This window comes from Streptomyces sp. CB01201 (assembly GCF_002803085.1).
GTDB classification, from domain to species: domain Bacteria; phylum Actinomycetota; class Actinomycetes; order Streptomycetales; family Streptomycetaceae; genus Streptomyces; species Streptomyces hundungensis.
On the sequence record NZ_NNBJ01000010.1, the window covers coordinates 138,628 to 162,607 of the forward strand.

The 23,980-nt window shown below is 72.8% G+C and carries 24 protein-coding genes and 1 other RNA gene; 11 read left to right on the plus strand and 14 right to left on the minus strand.

Features of this window, described 5'->3' with window-relative positions; genetic code table 11:
* Positions 1 to 7 precede the first annotated feature (7 nt).
* Together CG740_RS21255 and CG740_RS21260 are read right to left on the minus strand one after the other, a co-directional pair.
* Positions 8 to 616: a hypothetical protein gene (locus CG740_RS21255; RefSeq protein WP_100576788.1), complete on the minus strand. Its 609-nt coding sequence runs from the start codon at positions 614 to 616 to the stop codon at positions 8 to 10.
* Positions 613 to 1,389, minus strand: coding sequence for a MerR family transcriptional regulator (locus CG740_RS21260; RefSeq protein ID WP_100576789.1), 777 nt, complete (start codon positions 1,387 to 1,389; stop codon positions 613 to 615). The genes CG740_RS21255 and CG740_RS21260 overlap by 4 nt, the downstream gene beginning before the upstream one ends.
* Positions 1,390 to 1,496: 107 nt before the next feature.
* Between CG740_RS21260 and rnpB the strand changes: the two genes are divergently transcribed.
* The 4 genes from rnpB to CG740_RS21275 all read left to right on the plus strand — a co-directional run bounded on the left by rnpB (position 1,497) and on the right by CG740_RS21275 (position 4,344).
* An RNA gene (rnpB, locus tag CG740_RS21265) (RNase P RNA component class A) lies at positions 1,497 to 1,894 on the plus strand.
* Between the two features lie 260 nt (positions 1,895 to 2,154).
* Positions 2,155 to 2,349: a hypothetical protein gene (locus CG740_RS39790; protein ID WP_159030374.1), complete on the plus strand. Its 195-nt coding sequence runs from the start codon at positions 2,155 to 2,157 to the stop codon at positions 2,347 to 2,349.
* Positions 2,342 to 3,088, plus strand: a complete 747-nt coding sequence (locus CG740_RS21270) for a hypothetical protein (protein ID WP_199846531.1) — start codon at positions 2,342 to 2,344, stop codon at positions 3,086 to 3,088. The genes CG740_RS39790 and CG740_RS21270 overlap by 8 nt, the downstream gene beginning before the upstream one ends.
* Entirely contained in the window at positions 3,085 to 4,344 is a 1,260-nt protein-coding gene (locus CG740_RS21275) for a sensor histidine kinase (RefSeq protein WP_324901138.1), read from the plus strand. Before CG740_RS21270 ends, CG740_RS21275 begins: the two co-directional genes overlap by 4 nt.
* On the opposite strand, the gene CG740_RS21280 is transcribed toward CG740_RS21275, so the two are convergent.
* Positions 4,341 to 4,739 (minus strand): MazG-like family protein, encoded by a 399-nt coding sequence (locus CG740_RS21280; RefSeq protein WP_100576790.1) that lies wholly within the window; start codon positions 4,737 to 4,739, stop codon positions 4,341 to 4,343. The genes CG740_RS21275 and CG740_RS21280 overlap by 4 nt on opposite strands.
* A gap of 108 nt (positions 4,740 to 4,847) precedes the next feature.
* On the opposite strand from CG740_RS21280, the gene CG740_RS21285 reads away from it, so the two are divergent.
* Positions 4,848 to 5,171, plus strand: a complete 324-nt coding sequence (locus CG740_RS21285; RefSeq protein ID WP_100576910.1) for a hypothetical protein — start codon at positions 4,848 to 4,850, stop codon at positions 5,169 to 5,171.
* A gap of 60 nt (positions 5,172 to 5,231) precedes the next feature.
* On the opposite strand, the gene CG740_RS21290 is transcribed toward CG740_RS21285, so the two are convergent.
* Together CG740_RS21290 and CG740_RS21295 are read right to left on the minus strand one after the other, a co-directional pair.
* A complete protein-coding gene (locus tag CG740_RS21290) occupies positions 5,232 to 6,110 on the minus strand; it encodes a PhzF family phenazine biosynthesis protein (RefSeq protein WP_376214709.1) in 879 nt (292 codons plus the stop codon).
* 182 nt (positions 6,111 to 6,292) lie between these two features.
* Positions 6,293 to 7,054: an SDR family oxidoreductase gene (locus CG740_RS21295; protein WP_100576912.1), complete on the minus strand. Its 762-nt coding sequence runs from the start codon at positions 7,052 to 7,054 to the stop codon at positions 6,293 to 6,295.
* Between the two features lie 168 nt (positions 7,055 to 7,222).
* On the opposite strand from CG740_RS21295, the gene CG740_RS21300 reads away from it, so the two are divergent.
* Positions 7,223 to 8,575: a Bcr/CflA family multidrug efflux MFS transporter gene (locus tag CG740_RS21300; protein ID WP_100576791.1), complete on the plus strand. Its 1,353-nt coding sequence runs from the start codon at positions 7,223 to 7,225 to the stop codon at positions 8,573 to 8,575.
* Between the two features lie 10 nt (positions 8,576 to 8,585).
* A complete protein-coding gene (locus CG740_RS21305; RefSeq protein ID WP_100576792.1) occupies positions 8,586 to 9,605 on the plus strand; it encodes a small ribosomal subunit Rsm22 family protein in 1,020 nt (339 codons plus the stop codon).
* Positions 9,606 to 9,882: 277 nt separating this feature from the next.
* Here the strand turns inward: CG740_RS21305 and ddaH are convergent, their stop codons facing one another.
* Positions 9,883 to 10,782: a dimethylargininase gene (gene ddaH, locus CG740_RS21315; protein WP_442802846.1), complete on the minus strand. Its 900-nt coding sequence runs from the start codon at positions 10,780 to 10,782 to the stop codon at positions 9,883 to 9,885.
* Between the two features lie 76 nt (positions 10,783 to 10,858).
* Entirely contained in the window at positions 10,859 to 11,044 is a 186-nt protein-coding gene (locus CG740_RS21320; RefSeq protein ID WP_100576795.1) for a DUF6243 family protein, read from the minus strand.
* Positions 11,045 to 11,167: 123 nt separating this feature from the next.
* Here CG740_RS21320 and CG740_RS21325 point away from each other — a divergent pair, with 123 nt between their 5' ends.
* Both CG740_RS21325 and CG740_RS21330 read left to right on the plus strand, forming a co-directional pair.
* Positions 11,168 to 11,878 carry a TetR/AcrR family transcriptional regulator gene (locus CG740_RS21325; protein ID WP_100576796.1) on the plus strand — a complete coding sequence of 237 codons (711 nt, stop codon included), beginning with the start codon at positions 11,168 to 11,170 and terminating at the stop codon, positions 11,876 to 11,878.
* A gap of 210 nt (positions 11,879 to 12,088) precedes the next feature.
* Positions 12,089 to 12,826, plus strand: coding sequence for a bifunctional DNA primase/polymerase (locus tag CG740_RS21330; RefSeq protein ID WP_100576797.1), 738 nt, complete (start codon positions 12,089 to 12,091; stop codon positions 12,824 to 12,826).
* 487 nt (positions 12,827 to 13,313) lie between these two features.
* Here CG740_RS21330 and CG740_RS40415 read toward each other — a convergent pair whose 3' ends face one another.
* The 7 genes from CG740_RS40415 to CG740_RS21365 form a co-directional block, all read right to left on the minus strand.
* The gene (locus CG740_RS40415; RefSeq protein WP_199846535.1) at positions 13,314 to 14,285 is read right to left on the minus strand and encodes a hypothetical protein; all 972 of its coding nucleotides are present in this window, start codon (positions 14,283 to 14,285) and stop codon (positions 13,314 to 13,316) included.
* Complete coding sequence (gene efeU / locus CG740_RS21340) at positions 14,173 to 15,147, minus strand: iron uptake transporter permease EfeU (RefSeq protein WP_100576799.1); 975 nt, start codon at positions 15,145 to 15,147, stop codon at positions 14,173 to 14,175. Before efeU ends, CG740_RS40415 begins: the two co-directional genes overlap by 113 nt.
* Positions 15,148 to 15,156: 9 nt before the next feature.
* Positions 15,157 to 16,422, minus strand: coding sequence for an iron uptake transporter deferrochelatase/peroxidase subunit (gene efeB, locus CG740_RS21345; RefSeq protein ID WP_100576800.1), 1,266 nt, complete (start codon positions 16,420 to 16,422; stop codon positions 15,157 to 15,159).
* A 25-nt stretch (positions 16,423 to 16,447) separates the two neighbouring features.
* Complete coding sequence (gene efeO / locus CG740_RS21350) at positions 16,448 to 17,593, minus strand: iron uptake system protein EfeO (protein WP_100576801.1); 1,146 nt, start codon at positions 17,591 to 17,593, stop codon at positions 16,448 to 16,450.
* Between the two features lie 125 nt (positions 17,594 to 17,718).
* Positions 17,719 to 18,618, minus strand: a complete 900-nt coding sequence (locus tag CG740_RS21355; protein ID WP_100576802.1) for a heme ABC transporter ATP-binding protein — start codon at positions 18,616 to 18,618, stop codon at positions 17,719 to 17,721.
* The gene (locus CG740_RS21360) at positions 18,615 to 19,706 is read right to left on the minus strand and encodes a FecCD family ABC transporter permease (RefSeq protein WP_100576803.1); all 1,092 of its coding nucleotides are present in this window, start codon (positions 19,704 to 19,706) and stop codon (positions 18,615 to 18,617) included. The genes CG740_RS21355 and CG740_RS21360 overlap by 4 nt, the downstream gene beginning before the upstream one ends.
* A complete protein-coding gene (locus CG740_RS21365) occupies positions 19,703 to 20,716 on the minus strand; it encodes a heme/hemin ABC transporter substrate-binding protein (RefSeq protein WP_442802847.1) in 1,014 nt (337 codons plus the stop codon). The genes CG740_RS21360 and CG740_RS21365 overlap by 4 nt, the downstream gene beginning before the upstream one ends.
* Positions 20,717 to 20,914: 198 nt before the next feature.
* On the opposite strand from CG740_RS21365, the gene CG740_RS21370 reads away from it, so the two are divergent.
* Positions 20,915 to 22,348: an HtaA domain-containing protein gene (locus CG740_RS21370; RefSeq protein WP_100576805.1), complete on the plus strand. Its 1,434-nt coding sequence runs from the start codon at positions 20,915 to 20,917 to the stop codon at positions 22,346 to 22,348.
* Between the two features lie 49 nt (positions 22,349 to 22,397).
* On the plus strand, positions 22,398 to 23,921 hold the full coding sequence (locus CG740_RS21375) for an HtaA domain-containing protein (RefSeq protein WP_100576806.1): 1,524 nt from the start codon (positions 22,398 to 22,400) through the stop codon (positions 23,919 to 23,921).
* Positions 23,922 to 23,980: the final 59 nt, after the last annotated feature.

Here is a 23,980-nt window from a genome sequence, read left to right on the forward strand (position 1 = left end):
ATCGCGGTCACGGCCGCGCGACGGCCGCTGTCAGCGCCTCGGCCAATTCCCCCGACTCGTCCGCGTGGAAGCGCACGGACGTCACCGCGCGCGGTTCTCCCAGGAGTCGTACGTGGGTGACGGGCTCGGTCAACTCCACGGTGAGGGAGGTCTGGGAGCCCACGGCAAGCTCCAGCACGTCCTCCGGCACCGCGCTGACCGCCCCTTGGAACGTCAACTCCCGCCGAACGCGTGCTATTCGGGCGAGCGGGATCACCAGGTCGACCCGGGCGCCCGCGCGGATCCGCAGCGTGTCGCGGCCGAGGACGTGCGGCCGGGTCACGGCCGCGGCCTGGATGCCGAGCACGACGACGACCGTGTACAGGTCGAGGACGAGCAGGACCGCGTGTACCGCGGGCCACTGCCGCACCATGAAGGACACCCCCACCGTCTCGATGACGCACACGAAGGCGATCCCGTACACCGTCGCCGCCTGCGGCCGCGCATACCCGAACGCCCTTTCCTGCGGCCCCACTTGGTGGGTTCGGCGTCCGATCCACAGGGCGAGGCTGTGGAGCACCCGCCCCTCGTGCGCGGCCAGCCGCCGCAGCACTCCGGGGTGCGTCGTACGTGTCATTCCCCCTCCTCCGTCGGCGTGACCCGTCGCATCGCCCGCCGGACCGCCTCCGCCTGGGCGGGCGCGAAATCGGCGAGGAACGCCTTGAGGAAACCCTGGGCGGTGGCCTCCGCGCCCGCGGGAACCTGCGCCGCGAGGTCGGGCGGCAGGCAGTCGGCGAGCGCCCGCGCGGCCGTCTCCACCCGGGGGTCCACCGGATCGGCGTCCGCGAGGTCGTCGAGCAGTGCGTACACCCGCCGCGCCCGCTCGGCGGCTCCGGGGGCGGCGGCCATGGAGCGCATCGCGGCCGCGATGCGCCCCCGCTCCTCGGGGGACGCGGCGGTCTCCATGAGGGCGAGCAGTTCGCGGTCCTTGGCCGCCATGGGGGAGTCGCTGTCCAGCGGCCCCAACTGGGCGCAGAAGTGCGCCAGTTCGGGGGAGAGCTCGTCCTCCGCGGTCAGGCGACCGTCGGCGGCCCGGGTGAGCAGCACGGCAAGGCGGGCTCGCCGGGTGCGGATCTCCGCCTCCTGACGGGCCAGGTCGGCGTCCAACTCGCCCAGCACTTCGGCCAGTTCGTGTCCCGCGTCGTCGGCGATGACGTCCCGCACCTCGTCCAGGCCGAGGCCCAGTTCCGTCAGTCGCCGGATCCGGGCGAGCGCGACGGCGTCCCGCACCGAGTACTGCCGGTAGCCGTTGGCGAGCCGGGCCGGCTCGGGCAGCAGGCCGAGGTGGTGGTAGTGGCGTACGGCACGCGTGGTCACCCCCACGAGCCCGGCGATCTCCGAGATCCGCATGTGCTCATTAGAAACGTTGACGCTGCGGCAGGGTCAAGTGCGCCCGACCGCGCCGGGCCGCGGCCTTCGTGGCACCTTGCGCCGGGTAGCATGGTCGGCACGGCAGACGAGCCGGGCGGGCGGCCGCGTGAAGATCTTCGATCTTCCCGAGGAACGTCCGGGCTCCACAAGGCAGGGTGGTGGCTAACGGCCACCCGGGGTGACCCGCGGGACAGTGCCACAGAAAACAGACCGCCCGGGACTTCGGTCCCGGGTAAGGGTGAAACGGTGGTGTAAGAGACCACCAGCGCCTGAGGTGACTCAGGCGGCTAGGTAAACCCCACCCGGAGCAAGGTCAAGAGGGAGCGCCTCGGTGCTTCTGCGCGGACGTTCGAGGGCAGCCTGCCCGAGTCCGCGGGTAGACCGCACGAGGCCGGCGGCAACGCCGGCCCTAGATGGATGGCCGTCGCCCCGACGACCGCGAGGTCCCGGGGTACAGAACCCGGCGTACAGCCCGACTCGTCTGCCCTTCGTCCCGCACGGCCCCGCCCGGGGAATCCCCGGGCGGGGCCATCGTGCTGGGGGAGTGGCGAGCGGGGCATGCGCCAGGCCGCGCGCTCGCGGCTCTCACCAGCGTCGATAGCTGGCCGTAACCACTCGCTCATCCTCCGTGTGGCGCAACCTCCGGCGTCGCCGTAGCGTGATCACCGGTACCGGAAGCCCGTACTCCGACGCGGGGGGCGGGGGTGCCGCACACGTCGACTCGGGGACACGAGGTGAAACGCCGTGCCTTCCCTGCACTTTCCCGTGATGCTGGCGCTCGCAGCCGGCGCCTTCTTCCTGCTCCGCAAAGGCGGCACCAAGCTGTCCCACGCGCTCATCTGCGCCGGGTTCGGCTTCTATCTCGCCGATACGGCGGTGGCCCCCTCGCTGCACACCGCGCTCAACTCCGTCACCGGCATGCTCGGACAGCTTGGCTGAGCGCGCCGGCGTCCGTCGCCGCTCCGCCCGACGCGTTCTTCCGGCCGTCGCGCTCGTCGCCGTACTGGCGGGCTGCGCGGACATGGAGGGCCTGCACCGCGACGGAGCGGCGGCGAGCGTCTCCCCGCCGGAACCGCTGTGGCCGCACTCCGTTCCCGCCCCGCCCGGCCCCGAGCAGCAGCGCGGCCGGCCCTTCGTCGTACCCGGGATCGCGCCCGTGGCTTCCGGTGATCTGCGGGACGTCGACCCGCTCGCCGTGGTCAAGGCCGACCTGGCCGCCACCGAGCGGGAGGACCAGGGCACCGGCCGCCTGGTGGACCGCCGGGCCGCCGAACGCGTGGCGAACTGTGCGCGGGCCGCGGACTGCGGGGTGCGCGAACCGGTCCTGCGGGACCTGACCGGCGACGGGCGCGCCGAACTGATCACCGCCGTCGACATCGACGGGCGGGCCAGCGAGATGCGGGTCTATCACGTGGTGGCCGGCCGGGTGATGCGGGTGTTCTCGCGGCGGGCCGTCCTCGAAGGCGTCGAACTCGCCGCCGGACACCTCGCGATCCGCGAACCCACCTCCAACGACCGGTTCGTGTACGTCTCGCACTACGGCTGGGACGGCTCGATGATGGCCCTCATCGAGCTGAAGCTCGACACCTGCCGTGCGGTCAAGCAGACCTCCGGCATCCCCTGCGCCTCCGCGTCCCCGTCCCGGTCGCCCTCGCCCTCGCCCGGGGGTGCCGTGTGACGTCCCGGTTCGAGCGGCTGCGGCCGGGCTGGTCGTACGGTCTGCGCTGGAAGATCATGCTCACCATCGCCGGGGTGGCCTGTGCGGTGGCCGCCATCCTCGGCGTGCTCGTGCACAACGTGCTGACCCGGCAGCGAGTCGACGAGATCCGCAAGGAGGCGCGGCAGAGCCTGGACGTCGCGCTCAAGGAGTACGCGTACGGCACCGAGACCACCGACGGGCACGGAGCGATCGTGGATCCTGTCGAACTTCCGTCTCCGCTGCGGAAGTTGGCGCTCGGGGGCGGGCGGGGTCTGATGGTCGGCGAGCAGGGCGGCACGGCCGTCATGTGGGCGGCGGCCCCGGCCGGCGGCCATGTGCTCGCGGTGTCCGTCCCGTACGCGAGCACCCGGGACCATCTGCGCCAGATGGACACCGCCATCCTCGGCTCGGCGCTGCTCGCGGCGGGCAGTGTGACCCTGGCCGGCAGCTATTTCGCCGGGCGGATCAGCCGAAGGCTCTACCGGACGGCGACGGTCGCGCGCCGGATCACCGACGGCGACCTCGACGTGCGCACCGGGATTCCGCCGGGCGGCAAGGCCGCCGAACACGACGCGGTGACGGCGGTCGCCGTCGCCCTGGACTCGATGGCGGCCTCCCTGCAACGCCGTCTGGAGTCCGAGAAGCGGTTCACCGCCGATGTCGCCCATGAGCTGCGCACGCCGCTCACCGGGATGCTGGCGGCGGCCGGGCTGCTGCCCGAGGGGCGCCCCAAGGAGATGATCAACGACCGGCTCAAGGCGCTGCACACCCTGACCGAGGACCTCCTGGAGATCTCCCGCCTCGACGCCGGCGCCGAGCAACCCGACTTCGCCGAGCACGAGTTGGGGCCGCTCGCCGAACGCGCGGTGCGGGCCACGGGCCTCGCCTGCGAGGTAGGTGTCCTGCGGGACGCGGCCGTGCGCACGGACCGGCGCCGCCTGGACCGGATCATCGCCAACCTCGTCGTCAACGCCCACCGGCACGGCGCTCCGCCGGTGACCCTCACCGTGGACGGCCCCGTCGTCGAGATCCGGGACCAGGGGCCCGGCTACCCCGCCGAGCTCATCGACCGCGGCCCCCAGCGCTTCCGTACCGGCGACCCGGGCCGCGGCAAGGGCCACGGCCTCGGCCTCACGATCGCCGTGGGCCAGGCCGAGGTCCTCGGCATCGCCCTGCGCTTCGCCAACGCGCCCACCGGCGGCGCCGTCACGACCCTGCGGCTGCCGAGCGCCTAGGCCTCGCTGGGCCGGCGCCGGCCGGGGCCCAGCGAGCGCTCGGCCACCTTGGCCAGATGGGTGTCGAAGACGTCGCCCGCGTCCGCAGTGAGCGCGGTCAGGGCGACCATCGCGGTGACGATCACATCGCACAGCTCGGACTGGACGTCCTGCCAGCTGTGCGAGACGCCCTTGCGGGGGTTCTGGCCGGTTGCCCCGATGACCGCCTGGGCGACCTCGCCGACCTCCTCCGACAGCTTGAGCATCCGTAGCAGCGTCTGCTGTTCGGGCGGTACGGGGCTTTCTTCCGTCAGCCATGCGTGCAAGGCGGCGACGGTGGGCCAGGGGGAGTCCCCGGAGGAGTTCCAGGCGGACTTCTGCGGGGAGTTCCGGGTGGTGCCTCGGGTGTCGTCCATACGGCCCACGGTGCCATCCGGCAGCGCACCGGTGGCGGACCGGAGCGACCTGAGGTGTTCTGGGAGGTGTTCTGCGGGGGAATCCTTGCGCACCGACCGGGAGAGACCGTGACCATCGCCCTCGACAAGCTGGCCGATCCGGCCGTCCGCGCCTTCGTCGGCGCCCTCAACTCCGGCGACCGGACGGCCTTCGCCGCCGCCCTGACCTCCGACGCCACGATGTCCGACGACGGCGCGGACCGCGATGTGGCCGACTGGACCGAGCGCGAGATCTTCTCCTCCGGCGGCCACATGGACATCGAGAGCCAGTCGCGTGACGGGCTCGGCCTGGTCGCCAACTACCGCAACGACACCTGGGGCGAGATGCGCACCGCCTGGCGCTTCACGGTGGACGGCGGCAAGGTCAGCCGCTTCGAGACCGGCCAGGCCTGAGCCCCGTGTCCTGATCGCGGCCGACCTCTCGGCGGGTGCATCACGCGGTGGTACCGGAGATCACACCGGAATACGGGCTCCGGTGCCGCTCACCCGCACCCGCGCGTCACCCGCGTGCAGTGCCACGGTGAGCACTCCGGGGCGCCCGAGGTCCTCGCCCTGATGGAGCGTCAGCTCCGACTCTGCTGCTACCAGGCCCAGTTCACGCGCGTACGCCCCGAACGCGGCGGCCGCCGCACCCGTCGCCGGGTCCTCGACGACCCCGCCGACCGGGAACGGATCACGCACGTGGAAGACCGACTCCGAGGCACGCCACACCAGTTGGACGGTGGTGAGGTCGAGCCGGTGCATCAGCGCGGCGAGCCGGTCGAAGTCGTAGGCGAGGTCACCGAGACGTTCCCGGGTGGCCGCGCCGAGCACGAGGTGGCGGGCGCCGGCGTAAGCGATCCGGGGCGGGATCGCGCCGTCGAGGTCCTCGGCCGGCCAGTTCAGAGCGGCCAGTGCCTCGGCGAGGTCCTTCTCCCCGACGGGCTCGGAGTGCGGTTCCACGCTGGTCAGCGTCGCGCGCAGGCCGCCGCTCGCCGGGTCCTCGGTGACGGTCACCGGGACCGTGCCGGCCGCCGTCGCGAACGTCAGGTCCCCGGTGCCGAGCCGCTCGCCGAGCGCGATCGCGGTCGCCACGGTGGCGTGCCCGCAGAACGGCACCTCGGCCTTCGGGCTGAAGTACCGCAGCGTGAACGCCCGCCCCGGCTCGCCGAGCCCCTCCGGCGGGGCCGTCAGGAACGCCGACTCGCTGTAGCCGAGCTCGGCGGCGACGGCGAGCATCGCGGCGTCGTCGAGCGCTGAGGCGTCCAGGACGACTCCGGCGGGATTGCCCCCGGCGGGGTCGCTGGAGAAGGCGGTGTAGCGGAGGATCTCGGTCCGGTCGTCGCTCGTCATGATCACCCCAACTCCCCTGCCGGCAGGCCTATTCCGCTTCCGGCGACCTACCGCCACCGGGCCCCGGCGGACATGGGACCCCGGTGGATGCATGGCCCCCGGGTCGGGCAGGAGTGGCCCCTTGGCCGGGCATGAGTGGCCCCTGGCCCGGGATGGACGCTTGGAACCCTGGCCCGGGCGGCTCAGCCCCGGCCGATGTAGGGCATGGCGGTCGCGAGCACCGTGACGAACTGGATGTTCGCCTCCAGCGGCAGCTCCGCCATGTGCAGCACCGTGCGCGCCACGTCCTGCGCGTCCATCACCGGCTCCACCGCCAGCTCCCCGTTGGCCTGCGGGATGCCGGTCTGCATGCGCTGGGTCATCTCGGTGGCCGCGTTGCCGATGTCGATCTGCCCGACCGCGATCCGGTACGGCCGCCCGTCCAGGGACAGCGACTTGGTGAGCCCGGTCATCGCATGCTTCGTCGCCGTGTACGCCACCGAGTTCGGCCGCGGGGCGTGCGCCGAGATCGACCCGTTGTTGATGATCCGGCCCCCCTGGGGCGTCTGCCCCTTCATCACCCGGAACGCGGCCTGGGCACACAGGAACGCCCCGTTCAGATTGACCTCGACCACCGAGCGCCATGCCTCGTACGACAGGTCCTCCACCGGCACCCCGCCCGGCCCGAACGTCCCCGCGTTGTTGAACAGCAGGTCCACCGTGCCGTACGCGCCCTGCGCCGCGGCGAACAGCGCGGCGACCTCGTCCGGCGAGGTCACGTCCGTGGGGACGCACAGCACCTCGGCCTCCGGCCCGGCGAGCGCCGCGGTCTCCGCCAGGGCCTCGGCGCGGCGCCCGGCGAGCGCCACCGACCAGCCCGCTCCGGCCAGGGCCAGCGCCACGGAACGCCCGATGCCGGACCCGGCTCCGGTCACGACGGCAGACTTCTGCGAGGTGATGTCCATGAGCCCGGAGCGTACGTGAGCGGCCGCCTGGTGAGACCCCGCGTCCGCCATGTGGGAGACCCGCGCGGATGTGACCCGTTCCTCCTTTCCCGTTCATCCCGAGTGGTGCCCCGCGCCGGAACCGGCTGAGAGCATGGTTATTCGATTCAACCTTCAGGAGAGAAACCGATGCCGGAGAGCGGCGGCCAGGACACCCAGGGCCCCATACCGACCACGGCCGACGCCGAGCCCGTCGAGGCTCCCGAGCCCCCGAAGGCGGCGGCCGCCGCCACCGCCGCCCTGCGCCGTACCAGCCTTCTGGTCACGCTCGTCCTCGGCGGCCTCACCGCGCTCCCGCCGCTCTCCATGGACATGTATCTGCCGGCGCTGCCCGAGGTCACCGACGCGTTGCGCTCGCCTGCCGCGACCGTCCAGCTCACCCTCACCGCCTGCCTCGCCGGCATGGCGCTCGGGCAGCTCGTCGTCGGGCCGATGAGCGACAAGTGGGGACGGCGCCGCCCCCTTCTCATCGGCATGGTCGTCTACGTCCTGGCCACGGCTGTCTGCGCCTTCGCGCCCAATGTCGAACTCCTCATCTCCTTCCGCCTGTTGCAGGGTCTGGCCGGTGCCGCGGGCATCGTGATCGCCCGGGCCGTGGTGCGCGATCTCTACGACGGAGTGGAGATGGCCCGCTTCTTCTCCACGCTGATGCTGATCTCCGGTGTCGCCCCCGTGGTCGCCCCGCTGATCGGCGGCCAGGTGCTGCGGCTGACCGACTGGCGCGGCGTCTTCGTCGTGCTGACCGTGATCGGCGTGCTGCTCACCGCCGTGGTGTTCAAGTGGCTGCACGAGACGCTTCCGGTGGAGCGGCGGCACTCCGGCGGCGTCGGAGAGGCCCTGCGCACCATGGGCGGCCTCCTCAAGGACCGGGTCTTCACCGGCTACATGCTCGCCGGCGGCCTCGCCTTCGCCGCGCTGTTCGCCTACATATCGGCCTCCCCCTTCGTGGTGCAGGAGATCTACGGCGCCTCCCCGCAGACCTTCTCCCTGCTGTTCGGTCTCAACTCCGTGGGCCTGGTCGTCGTCGGCCAGATCAACGGCAAGCTCCTCATCGGCCGGGTCAGCCTGGACAAGGCGCTCGGCTTCGGCCTGGCCGTGATCACCCTGGCGGCGACCGCCCTGCTCCTCATGACCTCCGGAGTGTTCGGCGAGGTGGGCCTGGCGCCGATCGCCGCCGGGCTCTTCGTGCTCATGTCGGCGATGGGTCTCGCCATGCCGAACACCAACGCCCAGGCCCTGATGCGTACCCCGAACGCCGCCGGTTCCGCCTCCGCGCTGCTCGGCACCTCCTCCTTCCTGGTCGGCGCGGTCGCCTCCCCGCTGGTCGGTATCGCGGGGGAGGCGACCGCCGTGCCCATGGCGGTCGTCCAGCTCGCGTCGGCCGTCGCCGCCCTGCTCTGCTTCCTGCTGCTCTGCCGCCCCTGGCAGCGGGGGCAGCAGCCGCTCACCGGGACGGCCGGGGACGCGGCGCCGCAAAAGTAGACTTCTGCCGGTGAACCACTCCCTCCCCGCCCCGGACGTCCTGCGCTCGGCCCTGGCCGGACTGCTCGACGGGCTGCCGCCCTCCCAGGCCGCAGGAGCCGTCGACCGGCTGATCAGTCACTACCGCGGCGTCGTCCCCACCAACGCCCCGGTGCTGCGGGACCGCTCCGATGTCGCCGCCTACGCCGCGTACCGGATGCCCGCCACCTTCGAGGCGGTGCGCTCCGCGCTCGGCGCGTTCCGGGACGCGGCCGGGCCCTGGACCCCGGCCACGCACACCGACATCGGCGGCGGCACCGGCGCGGCGAGCTGGGCGGTCGCCGAGGCCTGGGAGGACGCGGTGACCCCCGTGGCCACGACCGTTTTGGACTGGGCGGAGCCCGCGCTGGCCGTCGGCCGTGAACTCGCCGGGGCTTCCGGCCTGCCGGGCCTGCGCACCGCCCGCTGGGAGCGCGCCCGCATCGGCTCCACCCTCGCCCTGGAGAGCGCCGACCTGGTCACCGTCTCGTACGTCCTGAACGAACTCACCCCCGCCGACCGCGGTTCCCTGGTGGACGCGGTCGCCGCCGCCGCGACCGGTGCCGTCGTCATCGTGGAGCCCGGTACCCCCGACGGCTATGCCCGCGTCATCGAGGCGCGGGACCGGCTCATCGCGGCCGGCCTGCACATCGCCGCGCCCTGCCCGCACAGCGCCGCGTGCCCCATCGAGCCCGGCACCGACTGGTGCCACTTCTCGGCCCGGGTCAGCCGCTCCTCCCTGCACCGCCAGGTCAAGGGCGGCTCGCTGGCCTACGAGGACGAGAAGTTCAGCTATCTCGCCGCGACCAGGTTCGCGCCCGACCCCGCCCCGGCGCGGGTCACCCGGCGGCCCCAGATCCGCAAGGGCCAGGTGCTGCTCGAACTCTGCACGGCGCAGGAGCAGTTGCGCCGTGAGACGGTCAGCAAGCGGCACGGCGCGCTGTACCGGGCCGCCCGCAATGCCGAGTGGGGCGACCCCTGGCCGTCCCACCCCGCAGAGCCGGCCTCCTAGGGTCCGGCCGGAGCCGGAGCCGGAGCCGGAGCCGGGACCGGGACCGGGACCGAAGTCGGGGCCGGGGCCCGGTCCCGGGCCGCCACGGCCCGGACCGGGACTCGGTCCCCCTCCGGGGCTTGGTCCGGCCTCCGCTCCTGCCTGCTCCCGCACCGGCACGGGGACCCGCACCGGCACGGGGACCCGCACCGGCACGGGGACCCGCACCGGGACCCGGCCCCGCACCGGCACCCGGCCCCGCACCGGCACCCGGCCCCGCGCCGGATCCCGCGTCCAGTCAGGAACGCAGTTCCTGGGTGCAGCACTTCACGCTGCCGCCTCCCTTGAGCAGCTCGCCCAGGTCCATGCCGATCGGCTCGTAGCCCCGCGCGCGCAGCGGGTCGAAGAGGCCGACGGCACCCTGGGGGAGCAGTACGTGATGCCCGTCGCTCACCGCGTTGAGCCCGAGGGCGGCCGCGTCCGGCTCCTCGGCGATCAGGGCGTCGGGGAACAGCCTGGCCAGCACGGCCCGGCTGCCGGGCGAGAACGCCGGCGGGTAGTACATGACGTCGTCTGCGTCGTCGTCCAGGACGCACAGGGCCGTGTCCAGGTGGTAGTAGCGCGGGTCGACCAGGTCGAGGCCGATGACCGGGCGGCCGAAGAACTCCTGGGCCTCGTCGTGCGAGAGCGGGCTGGAACGGAAGCCGCGCCCGGCGAGCAGATAGGAGGCCGTGACGGCGAAGTCGCCCTCGCCCTCGTTGATGTGGGCCGGCTCGTGGACGGGGGTGAAGCCGTGCGCACGGAACCAGTCCAGGTGGACCTCGGCCTCCGCCGCGCGTTCCGGATACGCGAAGCGGGCGCCGAGCACCCGGTTGTCGATCACGGTGGCACCGTTGGCGGCGAAGACCATGTCGGGCAGGTCGGGGCGGGGGTCGAGCAACTCGACGGTGTGGCCGAGTGAGCGGTACCGATCGCGCAGGTCCTCCCACTGGGCCAGGGCAAGGGGCAGGTCGACCGGCTTCTCGGGGTCCATCCAGGGGTTGATGGAATACGTGACCTTGAAGTGTGCCGGTGGGCACATCAGATAGCGCCGGGGTCGGGCGGTTCTCTGGGAGCGGAGGTCACGGGCGTCACGAGGCAATGAGGGCTCCTCACGGGCGACTTGGGCTGCACGGGCGCGCAGCCGCGTGCAGCCCATGGTCCGCCGTGCGGGGCGTCCGCGCAGTGCACCGTCCGGGTGTTTTTCATCTGGCCCACCCGGTTCGTCCGCGCGTTCACGGCTCTTCCGGTGCGGTACGCCCCTCCTTCAACTTCCTTAGCAGTTCGCGCTTCTGGGCCAGCGGATCCACCCCGCCGCCCGGCCCATGGGCGCCGCCGGCTGCTCCCCGCATCGCCTTGCGCGACAGCCGGCTCCGGGTGCCGCCGACGCCCAGCATGTTTCCTGCTCCACCTCGGGTCATGGCACAGCTCCTTTCCCGCTCGGCGAGACGGGGCGTCTCGCTTCGTGATTCGAGTCTGAACGAGACGCTCCGTCTTGTCAATAGACGATACGTCTCGCCTCGTAGCGGGGTTAGGATCGGTCCATGGCAGAGAACAAGGCAGCGGGCAAGGCAGCGAGCGAGGCGGCAGGTGGGGCGGCAGGCGACGCGGCAGGCAGGGCGGTGAGCGAGGGAGCGGGCCGGGCCGGGGTGAAGCCGGTAGCCAAGACACCCGATGCCTCCCGCCGCAGCGAGCGGTCGCGCCGCGCGATCTACGAGGCCGCGCTCACGCTCGTGGGCGAGGCGGGGTACGGCAGGACGACCATCGAGGGCATCGCTGCGCGGGCCGGCGTCGGCAAGCAGACGATCTACCGCTGGTGGCCGTCCAAGGCCGAGGTCCTCCTTGAGGCCTTCCTCGACCGGGGGGAGCGGGCTGCCGAGGGCGAGGCGGCCCTGCCCGACACCGGCGACCTCGAAGCCGACCTCAAGCAGGTGCTGCGCGCCACCGTCGACGAACTCACCGACCCCGGCTTCGAGGCGCCCTACCGCGCGCTCGCGGCCGAGGGCGTCATCGACGCCGAACTCGGCGCCCGGTTCGTGACCCGGCTGCTCGAACCCGGGCTCCAGCTCTACGTCGACCGCCTCGGTGCGGCACGGGAGGCGGGGCAGCTCGCGCCCGGCGTCGACCCGCGCATCGCGGTGGAGCTCCTCGTCGGCCCGCTCACCCACCGCTGGCTGCTGCGCACGCTCCCGCTCACGCACGCCTACGCGGACAGCCTCGTCGACTATGCGCTGCGCGGAATCGTCCCGCGCTGATCGCGTGGGCGCCGGCCGGGGTGTCGGGTGCGCGCCGCGCGGAATCGTCCCGTACTGACCGCGTGCGCGTCGGCCAATGGTCACGGGCGGGTCATGTCACACACCCCGGATGTCCGGTGCGGTCACCCGGGGAGCAGGATGGTGGGACGATGTTCTCCAGGGTTCTCCCGGATGCGAGTCCCTGGGGTCGACGGTGAGGTGAGGGGATAGATGGGCGCTGAGTTCGGCCGTTCCCGCGGCGAGGAGAGCAAACTGTCCCGCTGGCTGCGCAGGCGGCCCAAGGACGCTCCGGGTGCGGACCAGGGCCGGCTCTCGCTGCTTCTGGCCGTGGCCGCCGCCGGTCTGCCCCTGGCTCCCGCCGCGTACCCCGTCGGCTACCGATGTTCCTGTGAGCGCATGGGCTGTCCCACGCCCGCCCGCCACCCCGTCTCCTTCGCCTGGCAGACCCAGTCGACCACCGACCCCGCGCAGATCGAGCGCTGGGCGCTCGGGCAGCCGGAGGCCAACTTCATCACCGCGACCGGGATGGTCCACGACGTCCTCGACGTACCGCTCGAAGCAGGGCGCGAGGCACTGGCCCGGCTGCTCTCCGAGGGGATCGACGTCGGGCCGGTCGCCGAGGCGGCCGGCGACGGTGATCACGGGCGGATGCTGTTCTTCACCGCGACGCGGGGGACGCCCGAGGACGAGGACGAGTGGTGGCCCTGCGAGTTGGACTGCCACCCCGAGACGATGGACGAGCATCCGGGGCTGCGGTGGCACTGCCGGGGGAGCTATGTGCTGGTGCCGCCCGCGCGGTTGCCGGGGGAGCTTGCGGTGGGGTGGGTGCGGGGGCCGGAGCTTGCGCTTCCGGATCCGCTGACGTTGCTTGAGGCGTTGACCGATGCGTGTGCGCGGTATGCGGGGGAGGCTGGGGCGTCGGCGGTTGCCTGGCCTCTCGGCCGGTAGGTCTCCCCTCCCCGCCCCTTCCCCAGACCCTCCGGGGGTGGGGTGGGTAAGGGTTGTTCCTGGGGCTGCGCCCCAGACCCCCTGAGGGGCTGCGCCCCTCGGACCCCCGCGGGGACTGCGTCCCCTGCACCCCTCCTCGGGGCTCCGCCCCGTATCCGGCCTCCCCGCGGGGACTGCGTCCCCTGCACCCCTCCGCGCGGCTCCGCCCCGGACCCCCGCGGGGACTGCGTCCCCTGCACCCCTCCTCGGGGCTCCGCCCCGGACCCCGGCCTCCCCGAGGGGACTGCCTCCTCAGAGCCGCGCCCCCGACCCCGTTCGCGTCTTGACGGCGCTCGTCCTCAAACTCCCCCAGGGCCTTAAGGGCCAGGGGGACCCCCCATGACGGGCTGAGGGTGCCCGGCATTCCCCAGGCACGCCGGACGGGCTGAGGCTGCCCGGCGGCTTGCCCGGCAGCACGCCCGGTGGCTCGCCGCGGAGGCGGCTGTCCCTACTCGCCCTTCGTTCCCACCAGCCCCTGGATCCGGTTGGTCACCACGACCGGGCCCTTGGGTGGCACCAGGGCCAGTTCGTTGGATATCCACTCCCGGGTCAGGGAGGTGTTGATCCGGCCGGTCAGCAGGGCCTTCTCGTCGGGAGAGATGTCCAGGCGGACGCCCTTCGCGGCGGTCTGGCGCTCGAAGTGGCGGGCGGAGAAGAAGACCAGGGCGCGGCCGTCGGCGGTGCGCAGGCCCAGGGGGGCGAAGTCGCCGTCGTTCAGGGGCTGGTCGATGAACTGGCTGACGCGTCCCGAGCGCACCGCGTTCTTCTGGCGCGCCTCGCGCCAGGCGCTGGTGTGGTCCCCGGGCGCGAACACCGGTGGCTTGCCGTTCTGGAGGTACGAGGCGTAGTCCGCGCTCAGGTCCTTCGGGGCGACCGCGAGCGAGGGGTCGTCCGGGCGCACCGGCTCGGCCCAGCCGTCCTTGTCGGTCTTGAAGGCGGGCACGTCCTTGGTGCCCAGGATCGACAAGTAGGCCAGCTTCCACACCTGTTCGGGGCCGGTGCGCAGGAAGAGCAGCAGCCAGCGGGTGTCGTTCGGGCCCTTGTCGTCCTGGTCGCGGTTGGAGTCCGCGTCGGCGACGAACCAGCGCGGCCAGCCGGACTGCTTGGGAATCGTGTACGCGGCGTCGCTCAGGGCGAGCGGCGAGTGCTGCGGGTTGCCGCCCGGGCTCGTCGTGTGGCGGACGGTGAAGCCCGCCTGGGTCGTGGCGCCGAAGGAGCCGGTGACCCGGCCCGCGTCGAGGGCCGGGTCGTAGGCCTTGTCGGCCTTGTTGTAGGCGTCGAGGAAGTCGGTGAGCGCCGTCGCGGCCTCAGCCTTCGTCGCCGACGGTACGACTTCCCGCTCCCCGTGCACCGTCACGCAGCCGCTCGCGGTCACCGTCAGTACGGTCACCGTCGCGAGCCCCGCCGTCAGCCGACTCACCCTGCTCATGGACCGCCTTCTGCCCCTCGACCCTCGTCGTCCCCTCGGACTTCCGGAACCCTACCGGGGCGAAGAACAACGCGAGCGTGGGGATCAGGTACAGGGCCCAGACGACGACCTGGACGACGGTCGGGTCGGGCTGGAAGTTGAAGACGCCCTTGAGGAGGGTGCCGTACCAGCTGTCCGGCGCGATCGTCGAACTGATGTCGAAGGCAAGGGAGTTGATGCCCGGCAGGAAGTCGGCCTCCTGGAGGTCGTGCACGCCGTAGGCGAGGACGCCCGCCGCGACGACCACCAGCATGCCGCCGGTCCAGGTGAAGAACTTCGCCAGGTTGATCTTCAGTGCGCCGCGGTAGAACAGCCAGCCCAGGAACACCGCGGTGGCGAGGCCCAGCAGGGCGCCGATCATCGGCTGGAAGGTGCCGTTGTCGGAGCCGGCCGCGTGCACCGACGTCCAGACGAACAGGGCGGTCTCCAGGCCCTCGCGGCCGACCGCGAGGAACGCGGTCGCCACCAGCGCGCCGGTGCCCATCAGCAGGGCCGAGTCGAGCTTGCCCTGGAGTTCGGTCTTCAGGTGCCGCGCGGTGCGCCGCATCCAGAACACCATCCAGGTGACCAGGCCGACGGCAATGATCGACAGCGAACCGCCGAGCGCCTCCTGCGCCTTGAAGGTCATCTCCTGCGAGCCGAATTCGAGGCCCGCGCCGAACGCGAACGCGACGAACACGGCCACCCCGACGCCGATCCACACCGGCTTGAGCGCGTCCCGCCGCCCGGTCTTCACCAGGTAGGCGACCAGGATGCACACGACCAGGCTCGCTTCGAGACCCTCGCGCAGGCCGATCAGATAGTTGGCGAACATGTCTCCCTCTCAGCCGAAGAGTCCCCGGCCCCACCAGTCGTCCTTGTCGCGGACGCCCGGCGGGACCGCGAAAATCGCCGAACCCACGTGCTGGATGTATTCGTTGAGCGCGTCATGGCGGGCCAGGGCCCGCTGGACGGGCAGGAAGCCCTTGCGTACGTCACGCTGGTACGCCAGGAAGAACAGGCCCGCGTCCAGGCGGCCGAGGCCGTCCGTGCCGTCCGTGAAGGAGTAGCCGCGGCGCAGGATCCGGGCCCCGTCGTTGGAGTCGGGGTGCGCGAGGCGGACGTGCGCGGTCGGCTTCATCGCCTTCAGGAACGGCTCGTCGCGCTCCTTGGCCTTGCCGACCGGGGCGCCCTCGCCCTTGTCGCGGCCGAAGACGTCCTCCTGCTCCTGGAGCGAGGTGCGGTCCCAGGTCTCGATGTGCATGCGGATGCGGCGGGCCACCAGGTAGGAGCCGCCGGTCATCCAGTCGGAGCCGTCCTTGGCGCCGACCCACACATGCTCGTCGAGCGCCTTGGTGTCGGTGCCCGAGACGTTCCGGGTGCCGTCCTTGAAGCCCATCATGTTGCGCGGGGTCTGCGCGTCCGGCGTCGTCGAGGACGTCTTGCCGAAGCCGAGCTGCGACCAGCGGATGGCGACCTTGCCCATGCCGATGCGGGCCAGGTTGCGGATCGCGTGCACCGCGACCTGCGGGTCGTCCGCGCAGGCCTGGACGCACAAGTCGCCGCCGCTGCGCGCCGGTTCGAGGTTGTCGCCGGGGAACTGCTCGATGTCGACCAGCGCCTCGGGGCGCTTGCCGTCCAGGCCGAAGCGGTCCTTGGCGAAGAGCGAGGGGCCGACGCCGAAGGTCAGGGTCAGCCGGCAGGGCTTGAGGCCGAGCGCCTCGCCGGTGTCGTCCGGCGGCGCCTCGGCGAGCCCGCCGTAGGCGCCCTCGCCGACCGTCTTGCCCTCGGTCATCGCGGCGGCGGCCACCGTCCAGTCCTTGAGGAGCTGGACGAGTTCGGCGCGGTCCTTCGTCGTCACGTCGAACGAGGCGAAGTGGAGGCGGTCCTGGACCGCCGTGGCTATGCCGGCCTGGTGCTCGCCGTGGAAGGGCACCGCGGCGCCCGCGTCCGCGGCCGGCACCGCGTCACCGCCACCGCTCTTGACGACGGCGACCGTGCCGCCGGCCGCGGCGGCGCCGAGCGCGAGGCCCGCCCCGCCCCAGCCGAGCAGCGCCCGGCGGGAGGGGGACCTGCCGGCGCCGGTGGCCTCGGGCGTCTGGTCACTCATGGCGGATCTCCTCCTGCTCCTGGTGTTACTTCGCGACGGCGGCGGCGAGCTTCGACAGCGGCTCGGCGAGCGCGTTCACGGTGTCGGAGAGCTGCTTGCGGTCACCCTCGCCGACCTTGTCGTACGAGGTGAAGTCGTAGGAGGTCTTGTCCGTGCGGTACTTGTCGAGCAGCGTGTTCAGGGCGGCGAACTGCTTGTCCAGCTCGGTGGTGAGCGCCGCGTCGTTCTTCGAGGCGACCGGCTTGAGCAGCTCGTACGCCTTCTGCGCGCCCTCGACGTTGCCCTTGAAGTCGGACAGGTCGGTGTGGCTGTAGCGGTCCTCCTCGCCGGTGATCTTCCCGGTGGCGACCTCGTCGAGGAGTTCCTTGGCGCCGTTGGCCATCGAGGTCGGGGTGATCTCGGCGGTGCCGACCCGCTTCTGCCAGTCGGTCAGGTCCTTGTCCAGCTCGGTGGCGAGGTTCTTCTCGTCGTCACCGATCTTGCCGTCGGCCCAGAGGGACTTCTCCAGGCGGTGCCAGCCGGTCCACTTCTGGCCCTTCTCCAGGCCGTCCTCGCGGGTGTCGGTCTTCGGGTCGATGTCACCGAAGGACTCCGCGACCGGCTCGGTGCGCTCCCAGCCCAGGCGCGAGGGGGCGAACGCCTTCTTGGCCGCCTCCAGGTCGCCGGCCCGCACCGCGTCGGTGAAGACCTTCACCTTGGGCAGCGTCTCGTCGGCCTGCTCCTGGGCGTACTTGCGGTACTCGGCCACGGCCGTGTCCAGCTGCGGGTTGCGCTTGGCGGCGCTGCCACCGGTGACGGTGACCTTCTGGCGGATGCCGTCGCCCTTCATGCCGGGCTTGCAGGCGACCTCGTACGAGCCGGCCTTGACCTCGGCGGTGAGCTGCTGCTTGAGGCCGGGGCCTATGTTCTCGCGCTCGGCGACGATGCGGTCGTCCGGGAAGAGCAGATAGACCTCGGTGACCTTGGAGCCCTTGTTCTCGATGTCGAACTTGACGTGTCCGGCCGGGAAGTCGGTCTTCGACAGCTTGCAGGAGTCGTCGGTGGCCGTCACCTGGACCGAACCGTCGGCGCCGCCGGCCTTGGCATCGCTCTTGTTGGCGCAGCCCGTGACGGCGGCCAGGGCCGCGACGGCCGCGGCGGCGGTGACTACGGAGGTACGGACGGGTCGCATGCGGGCTCCACGCTGGGTCAGGGTCGACAGGTCGACTGAGGCGGACCTAACTTAACCGAGGCTTACCTGACCGATACCCACCGGGTGCGTGATTCAGCTCTCACCGGTCACGACGGGGTCACGGATCACGTCCCTTCGGTCACGGCCCGGTCGAGGACCACGGCCCGCAGGTCGCGCCCGGGCCGGGGATCGCGCCGGGGGACCACCACCGGGGTGCCCGTGCGGGGGTGCGCGAGGACGTCCACGGGCTGTCGGTAGACCCGGCCGACCAGCTCCTCGGTGAGCACCTCGCGGGGCGGCCCCTCGGCCGCGAGCCGCCCCTCGTGCAGCACGGCGATCCGGTCCGCGTACGCGGCCGCGAGGCCCAGGTCGTGCAGCACCACCACGACGGCGTCCCCGGCGCGGGCCCGCTCGCGGCAGATCCGCAGGACCCGTTCCTGGTGGCGCAGGTCGAGCGCGGCGGTCGGCTCGTCGAGCAGCAGCACCGGTGCGCGCTGGGCGAGCACCCGGGCCAGGGCGACGCGGGCCCGTTCGCCGCCGGACAGCGCGTCGAAGGGCCGCCGGGCGAAGCCGGCCACCCCGGTGGCCGCCATCGCCTCCGCGACCACCGTGTCGTCCTCCTCCTCGCGCACGGTCCCGGCCCACGGCGCCCGGCCCATCCATACGACCTCCTCGACCGGGAAGGGGAAGGACAGCGCGGCCTGCTGCGGCAGCACGGCCCGGCGCAGCGCGAGTTCGGGCGCGGGCCAGTCGGCGAGCGGCCGCCCGTCGATCCATACCGTCCCCGAGACCGCGGCCGCATCGCCCGCGAGCGCGGCGAGCAGCGTCGACTTGCCCGCCCCGTTGGGGCCGACGAGCGCCACGACCTCGCCGGTACGTACCCGGAGCCCGACGCCGTCGAGAACGGCACGGCCGCCGAGCCACACCGACAACGCACGGGCATCCAGGGCCGGATGACCCGGCCCGGGCGGCACGGGGAGCTCGCGCGGGCCGCGTGCGGAGAACAGGGACTTCAGGGCGTTCATGCCCAACCTCCTTGTGTGCGCCGGGTCCTGCGCAGGAGCCAGAAGAAGAAGGGGCTGCCGAACAGGGCGGTCAGGACGCCCAGGGGCAGTTCGGCGGGGGCGGCCACGGTACGGGCCGCGAGATCGCCCGCCATCAGGACGACCGCGCCGCCGAGCGCGCTGCCGGGGACGAGGAAGCGGTGCCCCGAGCCGGCCGCCATGCGCAGCAGATGCGGTACCAGGAGGCCGACGAACGTGATGACCCCGGCCACCGCCACGGCTGCCGCGGTGAGCAGCGCGACGACCAGCACGAGCACCACGCGCAGCCGCTCGACGTCGACGCCGAGGTGTCGGGCGGGCCGTTCGCCGAGCGCGAGGAGGTCGAGCCTGCGGGCGTACAGAGGGGCGACGGCCAGGCCCGCCAGGGCGCACGGCAGCACGGCGAGCACCTTGGGCCAGGTCGCCTGGGCCAGTGAGCCCAGCTGCCAGAAGGTGATCTGGGAGATCTGGGCGCTGTCCGCGAAGAAGATGAACAGGCCGATCAGGGCGCCCGCGAACGCGTTCACCGCGATGCCGGTGAGGATGAGGGTGACGACCTCGGTGCGGCCGCCCGAGCGGGACAGGGCGTACACGGCGAGGACCGTGACCAGGCCGGCGGTGAACGCGCAGAACGTGATGGTCCAGTTGCCGAAGAAGCTCAGCCCGAGCGCGATGGAGCCGACCGCGCCGGCCGCCGCGCCCGCCGAGATCCCGATCACGCCGGGTTCGGCGAGCGGATTGCCGAACACGCCCTGCATGAGCGCGCCCGCGCAGCCCAGCGACGCGCCGACGAGCAGGGCGAGTACGACCCGGGGGAGCCGTACGTTCCACAGCACGCTCTCGCCGACCCGGTCGAGCCCGTGGCCGCCGAGCCCCGCGCGGTGGCGCACCGAGCCGAGCACGTCGTCGAGCGGGATGTGGTACGCCCCGAGCCCTGCGGACAGGAGGGCGAGCAGGGCGAGCGCGGCGAGCAGAACGGCCGTAAGGAGAAGGGGAGTCGAGCGTCTCCGGTTCGGCTCGGCGGGCTCGGGCGGGGCCGTCGTGCCGGGGGCCTCGGCCGTCGCGGTCACTTCGTCGGCTCCGCGTACAGCTGGTCCACGAGGGACCCCAGGACCCGGTCGGTGCGCGGTCCGTAGTTGAGCAGCACGCCGTCGTCGATGGACACCACCCTGCGGTCCAGGCCCGCCGGGGTCTCGGCGACGCCCGGCACCTTCAGGAGCCCGTCGATGCCGCCCACGGATGCGAGTCCCTTGCTCATCACCAGGATGGCGTCCGGGGCGGCCTTGGCGAGGGCCTCGCTGGTGATGGCGGTGAAGTCCTTCGACAGGCCCGACTGCTTGCCCGCGTCCACGCCGCCCGCCGCCTCGATGAGGGCGGAGGCGCCGGAGCCGGCCCCGCCGAGCAGATAGACGGATGCCGGCCCGCGCAGATAGAGGAACGCGACCCGGGGCTTTCCGGCGCCCTTCGGGACGGCGTGCCTGGCCGCCGAAATCCGCTGCTCGGTACGGGACTTGAGGGCGGCTCCGGCGTCCGGGACGCCCAGGGCGGCGGCCACCGCGTCGATCCTGCGGTCCACGTCGGCGAGGCTCTTGGCGGGCTCGACCACGACCAGCGGGATTCCGGCGGCGCGGATCTGGTCGACGGCCTCGGCCGGCCCGGTCGAGGTGTCGGCGAGCACGAGCGTCGGCTTCAAGGAGAGGACGCTCTCGGCCGAGACGTCGTGGGCCCGCGTCACCACCGGCAGCTTCGCGGCCTGTTCGAAGGTGGCCGTGATGTCCCGGGCCACCACTTGGCGGCCGAGCCCGAGCGTGAAGACGATCTCGCTGAGGGAACCGGTGAGCGGCACGATCCGGTCGCCGGAGCGCACCGCGACCTGTCGGCCGTCCGCCGACCGCACGGTGACAGGCATGCGGGGGACGGGAGTTGGGGAGAGCGGTTCGACCTGGTCCGCGGCGGGCGCCGCCCCGGAGGATCCGACCGTGCCCGTACCCGTACCCGTGCCGCTGTCGGTGCCGCAGCCCGTGAGGGCGAGGGCGAGCGCGGAGAGCAGCGCACCCGCGAGAAGTCCTGGTCTGCGCACCGGGTGCACCGTCCTTCGCTCGGTAGTGGTCGGCGCTGCGAGGGACTTCCGGCATCGCCACGAGATAGCTTAGGTTAGCCTTACCTAAGTCGCCAGACCGCATCTGCGGCCTGCCGTACGGCCCGTCTCCGGGCTGCCCCTGCCCGCCCGGCCTGCCCGGGCCGAGCGCCGCGCCGCCCCCTTACCGGAGGGATCTCCATGTCGTCGTCCAGACCCGCCCGGACACCCGTCCTCGCGCTGCTCGCGGTGCTCCTGGGGGCGGTCCTGGGGGCGCTGCTTCCGGCGGCATCCGCCCGTGCGGCGGACTCGGGGGAGCGGGCGGTGCGGGGCGGGCGGCTCGACTGGGGGATCAAGTCGTCCTTCCAGAGCTATGTCACCGGACCGGTGGCGCACGGCAGTTGGAGCCTGACGGGCGGTGCCGCCACCATCGACGGCGGCCGGTTCCGCTTCCACTCGGCGACCGGCTCCTACGACCCGGAAGGCGGCGGCTTCCGGGCCGCCTTCTCCGGTGGCGTCCACTTCACGGGCCATCCGAAACCGGACGGCACCCATGAACTCGACCTCGTCGTGGCGCGCCCCTCCGTGCGGATCGAGAACGGCAGGGGAACCCTCTGCGCCGATGTGACCAGCAAGGCGAAGGGCAGCGGGCAGGTCACGACCAAGTCCCAGGTTCCGCTCGCCTCGCTGGCGCTCGCCGGGATCGATCTGAAGGGCGGTTCCACCCCCGTCGCCCTCCAGAACGTCCCGGCGACGCTGACCTCCCAGGGTGCCGAGGCCTTCGCCGGGTACTACGCGGCGGGCACCGTGCTCGACCCGCTGAGCCTGTCGGTGGACATGGAAGCGCCGAAGGCCGCCGACTCCGCTTCCGCCGAACCCCGTTCAACTCCATCGCTCCCGGCGAGCCGGTCCGCCGGCTTCGCCGACGCGGCCGTCGACTGGGGGGTGCGCCGCACCTTCCGCGAGTACGTCGGCGGGCCCGTCGCGCAGGGCAGGTGGACGGTGTCGGCCGGAGCGCGGGACGGCGGGGCGCTGTTCCGCTTCCCCGGCGGCAAGGGCACGTACGACGAGCGCGCCGCCACCTTGGACGCGACTTTCACCGGAGCCGTCCGCTTCACCGGCAGGGAGCTCGACCTCACCCTCGACCGGGTCGCGGTGACGGTGGCCGACGGAACCGGCACCCTCTCGGCGGGCGGCCGTCCGGTCGTCACCTTCCCGGCGCAACTCGCCCTGAACAAAGGCCTGGTGAGCGTCGCCGAGGCGCCCGCGAAGCTGACCGCCGAAGGCGCCGAACTGTTCGGCGGGCGGTATCCGGCGGGCACCGGCATGGACCCGGTGTCCCTCGCCGTCGCCGTCGACCCTCAAGCGCGGCTGCCCGCCCTGCCCGACCTCGGCACCGGTGCGAGCGCCACGCCGTCGGCGGCGCCTTCGCCCGGCGCGTCCCCGCTCGGTGCGGAGCCGGCGGCCGGGGCCGCGTCCGGCTCGGGCCCGGGTGCGCTCGGCTGCGCGGCCTTCGGTGCGGCGCTCGTCGCCGTGGCGGGTGGCGCGTTCGCGGCGTTCGCCCTGGCCCGCAGGCGGCGGACGGCGCCGGCGACCCCCGAACCCCCCGCGGACGAACCCCCCACCGAAGCCTGACCGAACCTCCCTCCCCGTCCCTCGTAGATCCACCAAGGAGACCCGGCCGATGCCCGCAACTCCCTCTTCCTCCGTTCCACGCCGCCGCCGCCGGCGGTCGGCGCTCGCGGCGGCCGTCGCCACCGCCGCCTCGCTGGGCGCGGCCGTACCGGCCTTCGCGGCACCCGGTCCCGAAGGCGCCCCGCCCAAGCTGGAGTTGAAGGACGGCACCCTCGACTGGGGCTTTCGTGAAAGCTTCCGCAAGTACATCGCGGCGGCCGGCCGCATCACGGTCGCGGACGGCGCGAAGCAGGCGGCCGCCAACGGCGTGTTCACCTTCACCGGCGGCACGGGCACGTACGACACGGCGACGCACGGCACGAACAACGCCTTCAAGGGCAGCGTCCGCTTCGAGGCGCACGGCGGTGTCCTGGACATCAAGCTGTCCGATCTGAAGGTCGCCACCACCGGCACCAAGGGAACGATCACCGCCGACATCACCACCAAGGACCAGTCGGGCAAGGACCTGCTCAAGAACGACGTGGCGCTCGCCGACCTCGACCTGTCGAAGGTCCGGCCGGGTTCCGGCGCGGGCGGCGCGATGGTGTTCAAGGACATACCGGCCGCTCTCACCAAGGCCGGAGCGGCGGCCTTCAACGGCCAGTACAAGGAGGGCGACCCGCTCGACCCGGCGACCCTGACGGTCACCCCCGCGGCCGCCCCGGACAAGCCCGGGCCCTCCCAGAAGCCGAAGCCGTCGGACTCCCCGAAGCCGTCGAACCCACCGAAGCCGTCGAACCCACCGAAGCCCTCGGACAAGCCCAAGCCGTCGGACAAGCCCGTGCCGCCGACCGCGCCCACCCCCGGGCCGGCCGGGCAGAGCAAGGTCTCCGACGGCCGGCTCACCTGGGGTCTGAAGGAGTCCTTCCGCCGCTACGTCAACAGCGGCGGCGGCACCGGGGCGGCCGGCGGGGCGAAGAAGAACGGCGACCTCTTCGACTTCTCCCTCGGCAGGGCGGACCTCGACGCCCAGGCCCGTACGCTCGACGCGGCCTTCAAGGGGAGCATCAACTTCAGTTATCCGGCACACCAGTTGGACATGACGTTCAGCGATCTGAAGGTCAAGGCCGACGGCAGCAGGGGCACGCTGGTGCTCGACGTCACCACCCCCAAGGGCACGAAGGACGACATCGCCTTCGCGACGCTCGACCTCTCCCGCGCCGACTACACCGACAAGAGCGGTGTGGTCCGCCTCGCCGCCGTACCGGCCGCCTTCACGGCCGAGGGCGCCGCCGCCTTCGCCAACGACACCACGGGCTCGATGTACCGGGCCGGCGACGCGATCGACCCGCTCGACCTCGCCTTCACGGTGCGGGACGGCGTCCCGCTGCCCCAGGGCTCCGGCTCCGGCTCCGGCGCGGTCCCGGTGTCCGACACCACCCCGTCCGGCACGGTCGGGTCGTCCGTGGGCGGCACCGGGGCCCTGGCCGCCACCGGCGCCGGTGTCCCGGCCGGCGCGCTGCTCGGCGCGGCGGGCCTGGCCGCCGCCGCGGGCGGAGCGATGCTGTACGCCGCCCGGCGCCGCAAGGCCTGACCCCGTACGCCCGAGGGCCGCACCCCGATTCGGGGGTGCGGCCCTGTCTGCTGCTTCAA

Coding starts and splice junctions, on each gene's coding strand:
- CG740_RS21255 (WP_100576788.1), bottom strand. CDS start 616: ATGACACGTACGACGCACCCCGGAGTGCTGCGGCGGCTGGCCGCGCAC.
- CG740_RS21260 (WP_100576789.1), bottom strand. CDS start 1,389: ATGCGGATCTCGGAGATCGCCGGGCTCGTGGGGGTGACCACGCGTGCC.
- CG740_RS21280 (WP_100576790.1), bottom strand. CDS start 4,739: ATGGACGACACCCGAGGCACCACCCGGAACTCCCCGCAGAAGTCCGCC.
- CG740_RS21290 (WP_376214709.1), bottom strand. CDS start 6,110: ATGACGAGCGACGACCGGACCGAGATCCTCCGCTACACCGCCTTCTCC.
- CG740_RS21295 (WP_100576912.1), bottom strand. CDS start 7,054: ATGGACATCACCTCGCAGAAGTCTGCCGTCGTGACCGGAGCCGGGTCC.
- CG740_RS21300 (WP_100576791.1), top strand. CDS start 7,223: ATGCCGGAGAGCGGCGGCCAGGACACCCAGGGCCCCATACCGACCACG.
- ddaH (WP_442802846.1), bottom strand. CDS start 10,782: ATGGGCTGCACGCGGCTGCGCGCCCGTGCAGCCCAAGTCGCCCGTGAG.
- CG740_RS21320 (WP_100576795.1), bottom strand. CDS start 11,044: ATGACCCGAGGTGGAGCAGGAAACATGCTGGGCGTCGGCGGCACCCGG.
- CG740_RS21325 (WP_100576796.1), top strand. CDS start 11,168: ATGGCAGAGAACAAGGCAGCGGGCAAGGCAGCGAGCGAGGCGGCAGGT.
- CG740_RS21330 (WP_100576797.1), top strand. CDS start 12,089: ATGGGCGCTGAGTTCGGCCGTTCCCGCGGCGAGGAGAGCAAACTGTCC.
- efeU (WP_100576799.1), bottom strand. CDS start 15,147: ATGTTCGCCAACTATCTGATCGGCCTGCGCGAGGGTCTCGAAGCGAGC.
- efeB (WP_100576800.1), bottom strand. CDS start 16,422: ATGAGTGACCAGACGCCCGAGGCCACCGGCGCCGGCAGGTCCCCCTCC.
- efeO (WP_100576801.1), bottom strand. CDS start 17,593: ATGCGACCCGTCCGTACCTCCGTAGTCACCGCCGCCGCGGCCGTCGCG.
- CG740_RS21355 (WP_100576802.1), bottom strand. CDS start 18,618: ATGAACGCCCTGAAGTCCCTGTTCTCCGCACGCGGCCCGCGCGAGCTC.
- CG740_RS21370 (WP_100576805.1), top strand. CDS start 20,915: ATGTCGTCGTCCAGACCCGCCCGGACACCCGTCCTCGCGCTGCTCGCG.
- CG740_RS21375 (WP_100576806.1), top strand. CDS start 22,398: ATGCCCGCAACTCCCTCTTCCTCCGTTCCACGCCGCCGCCGCCGGCGG.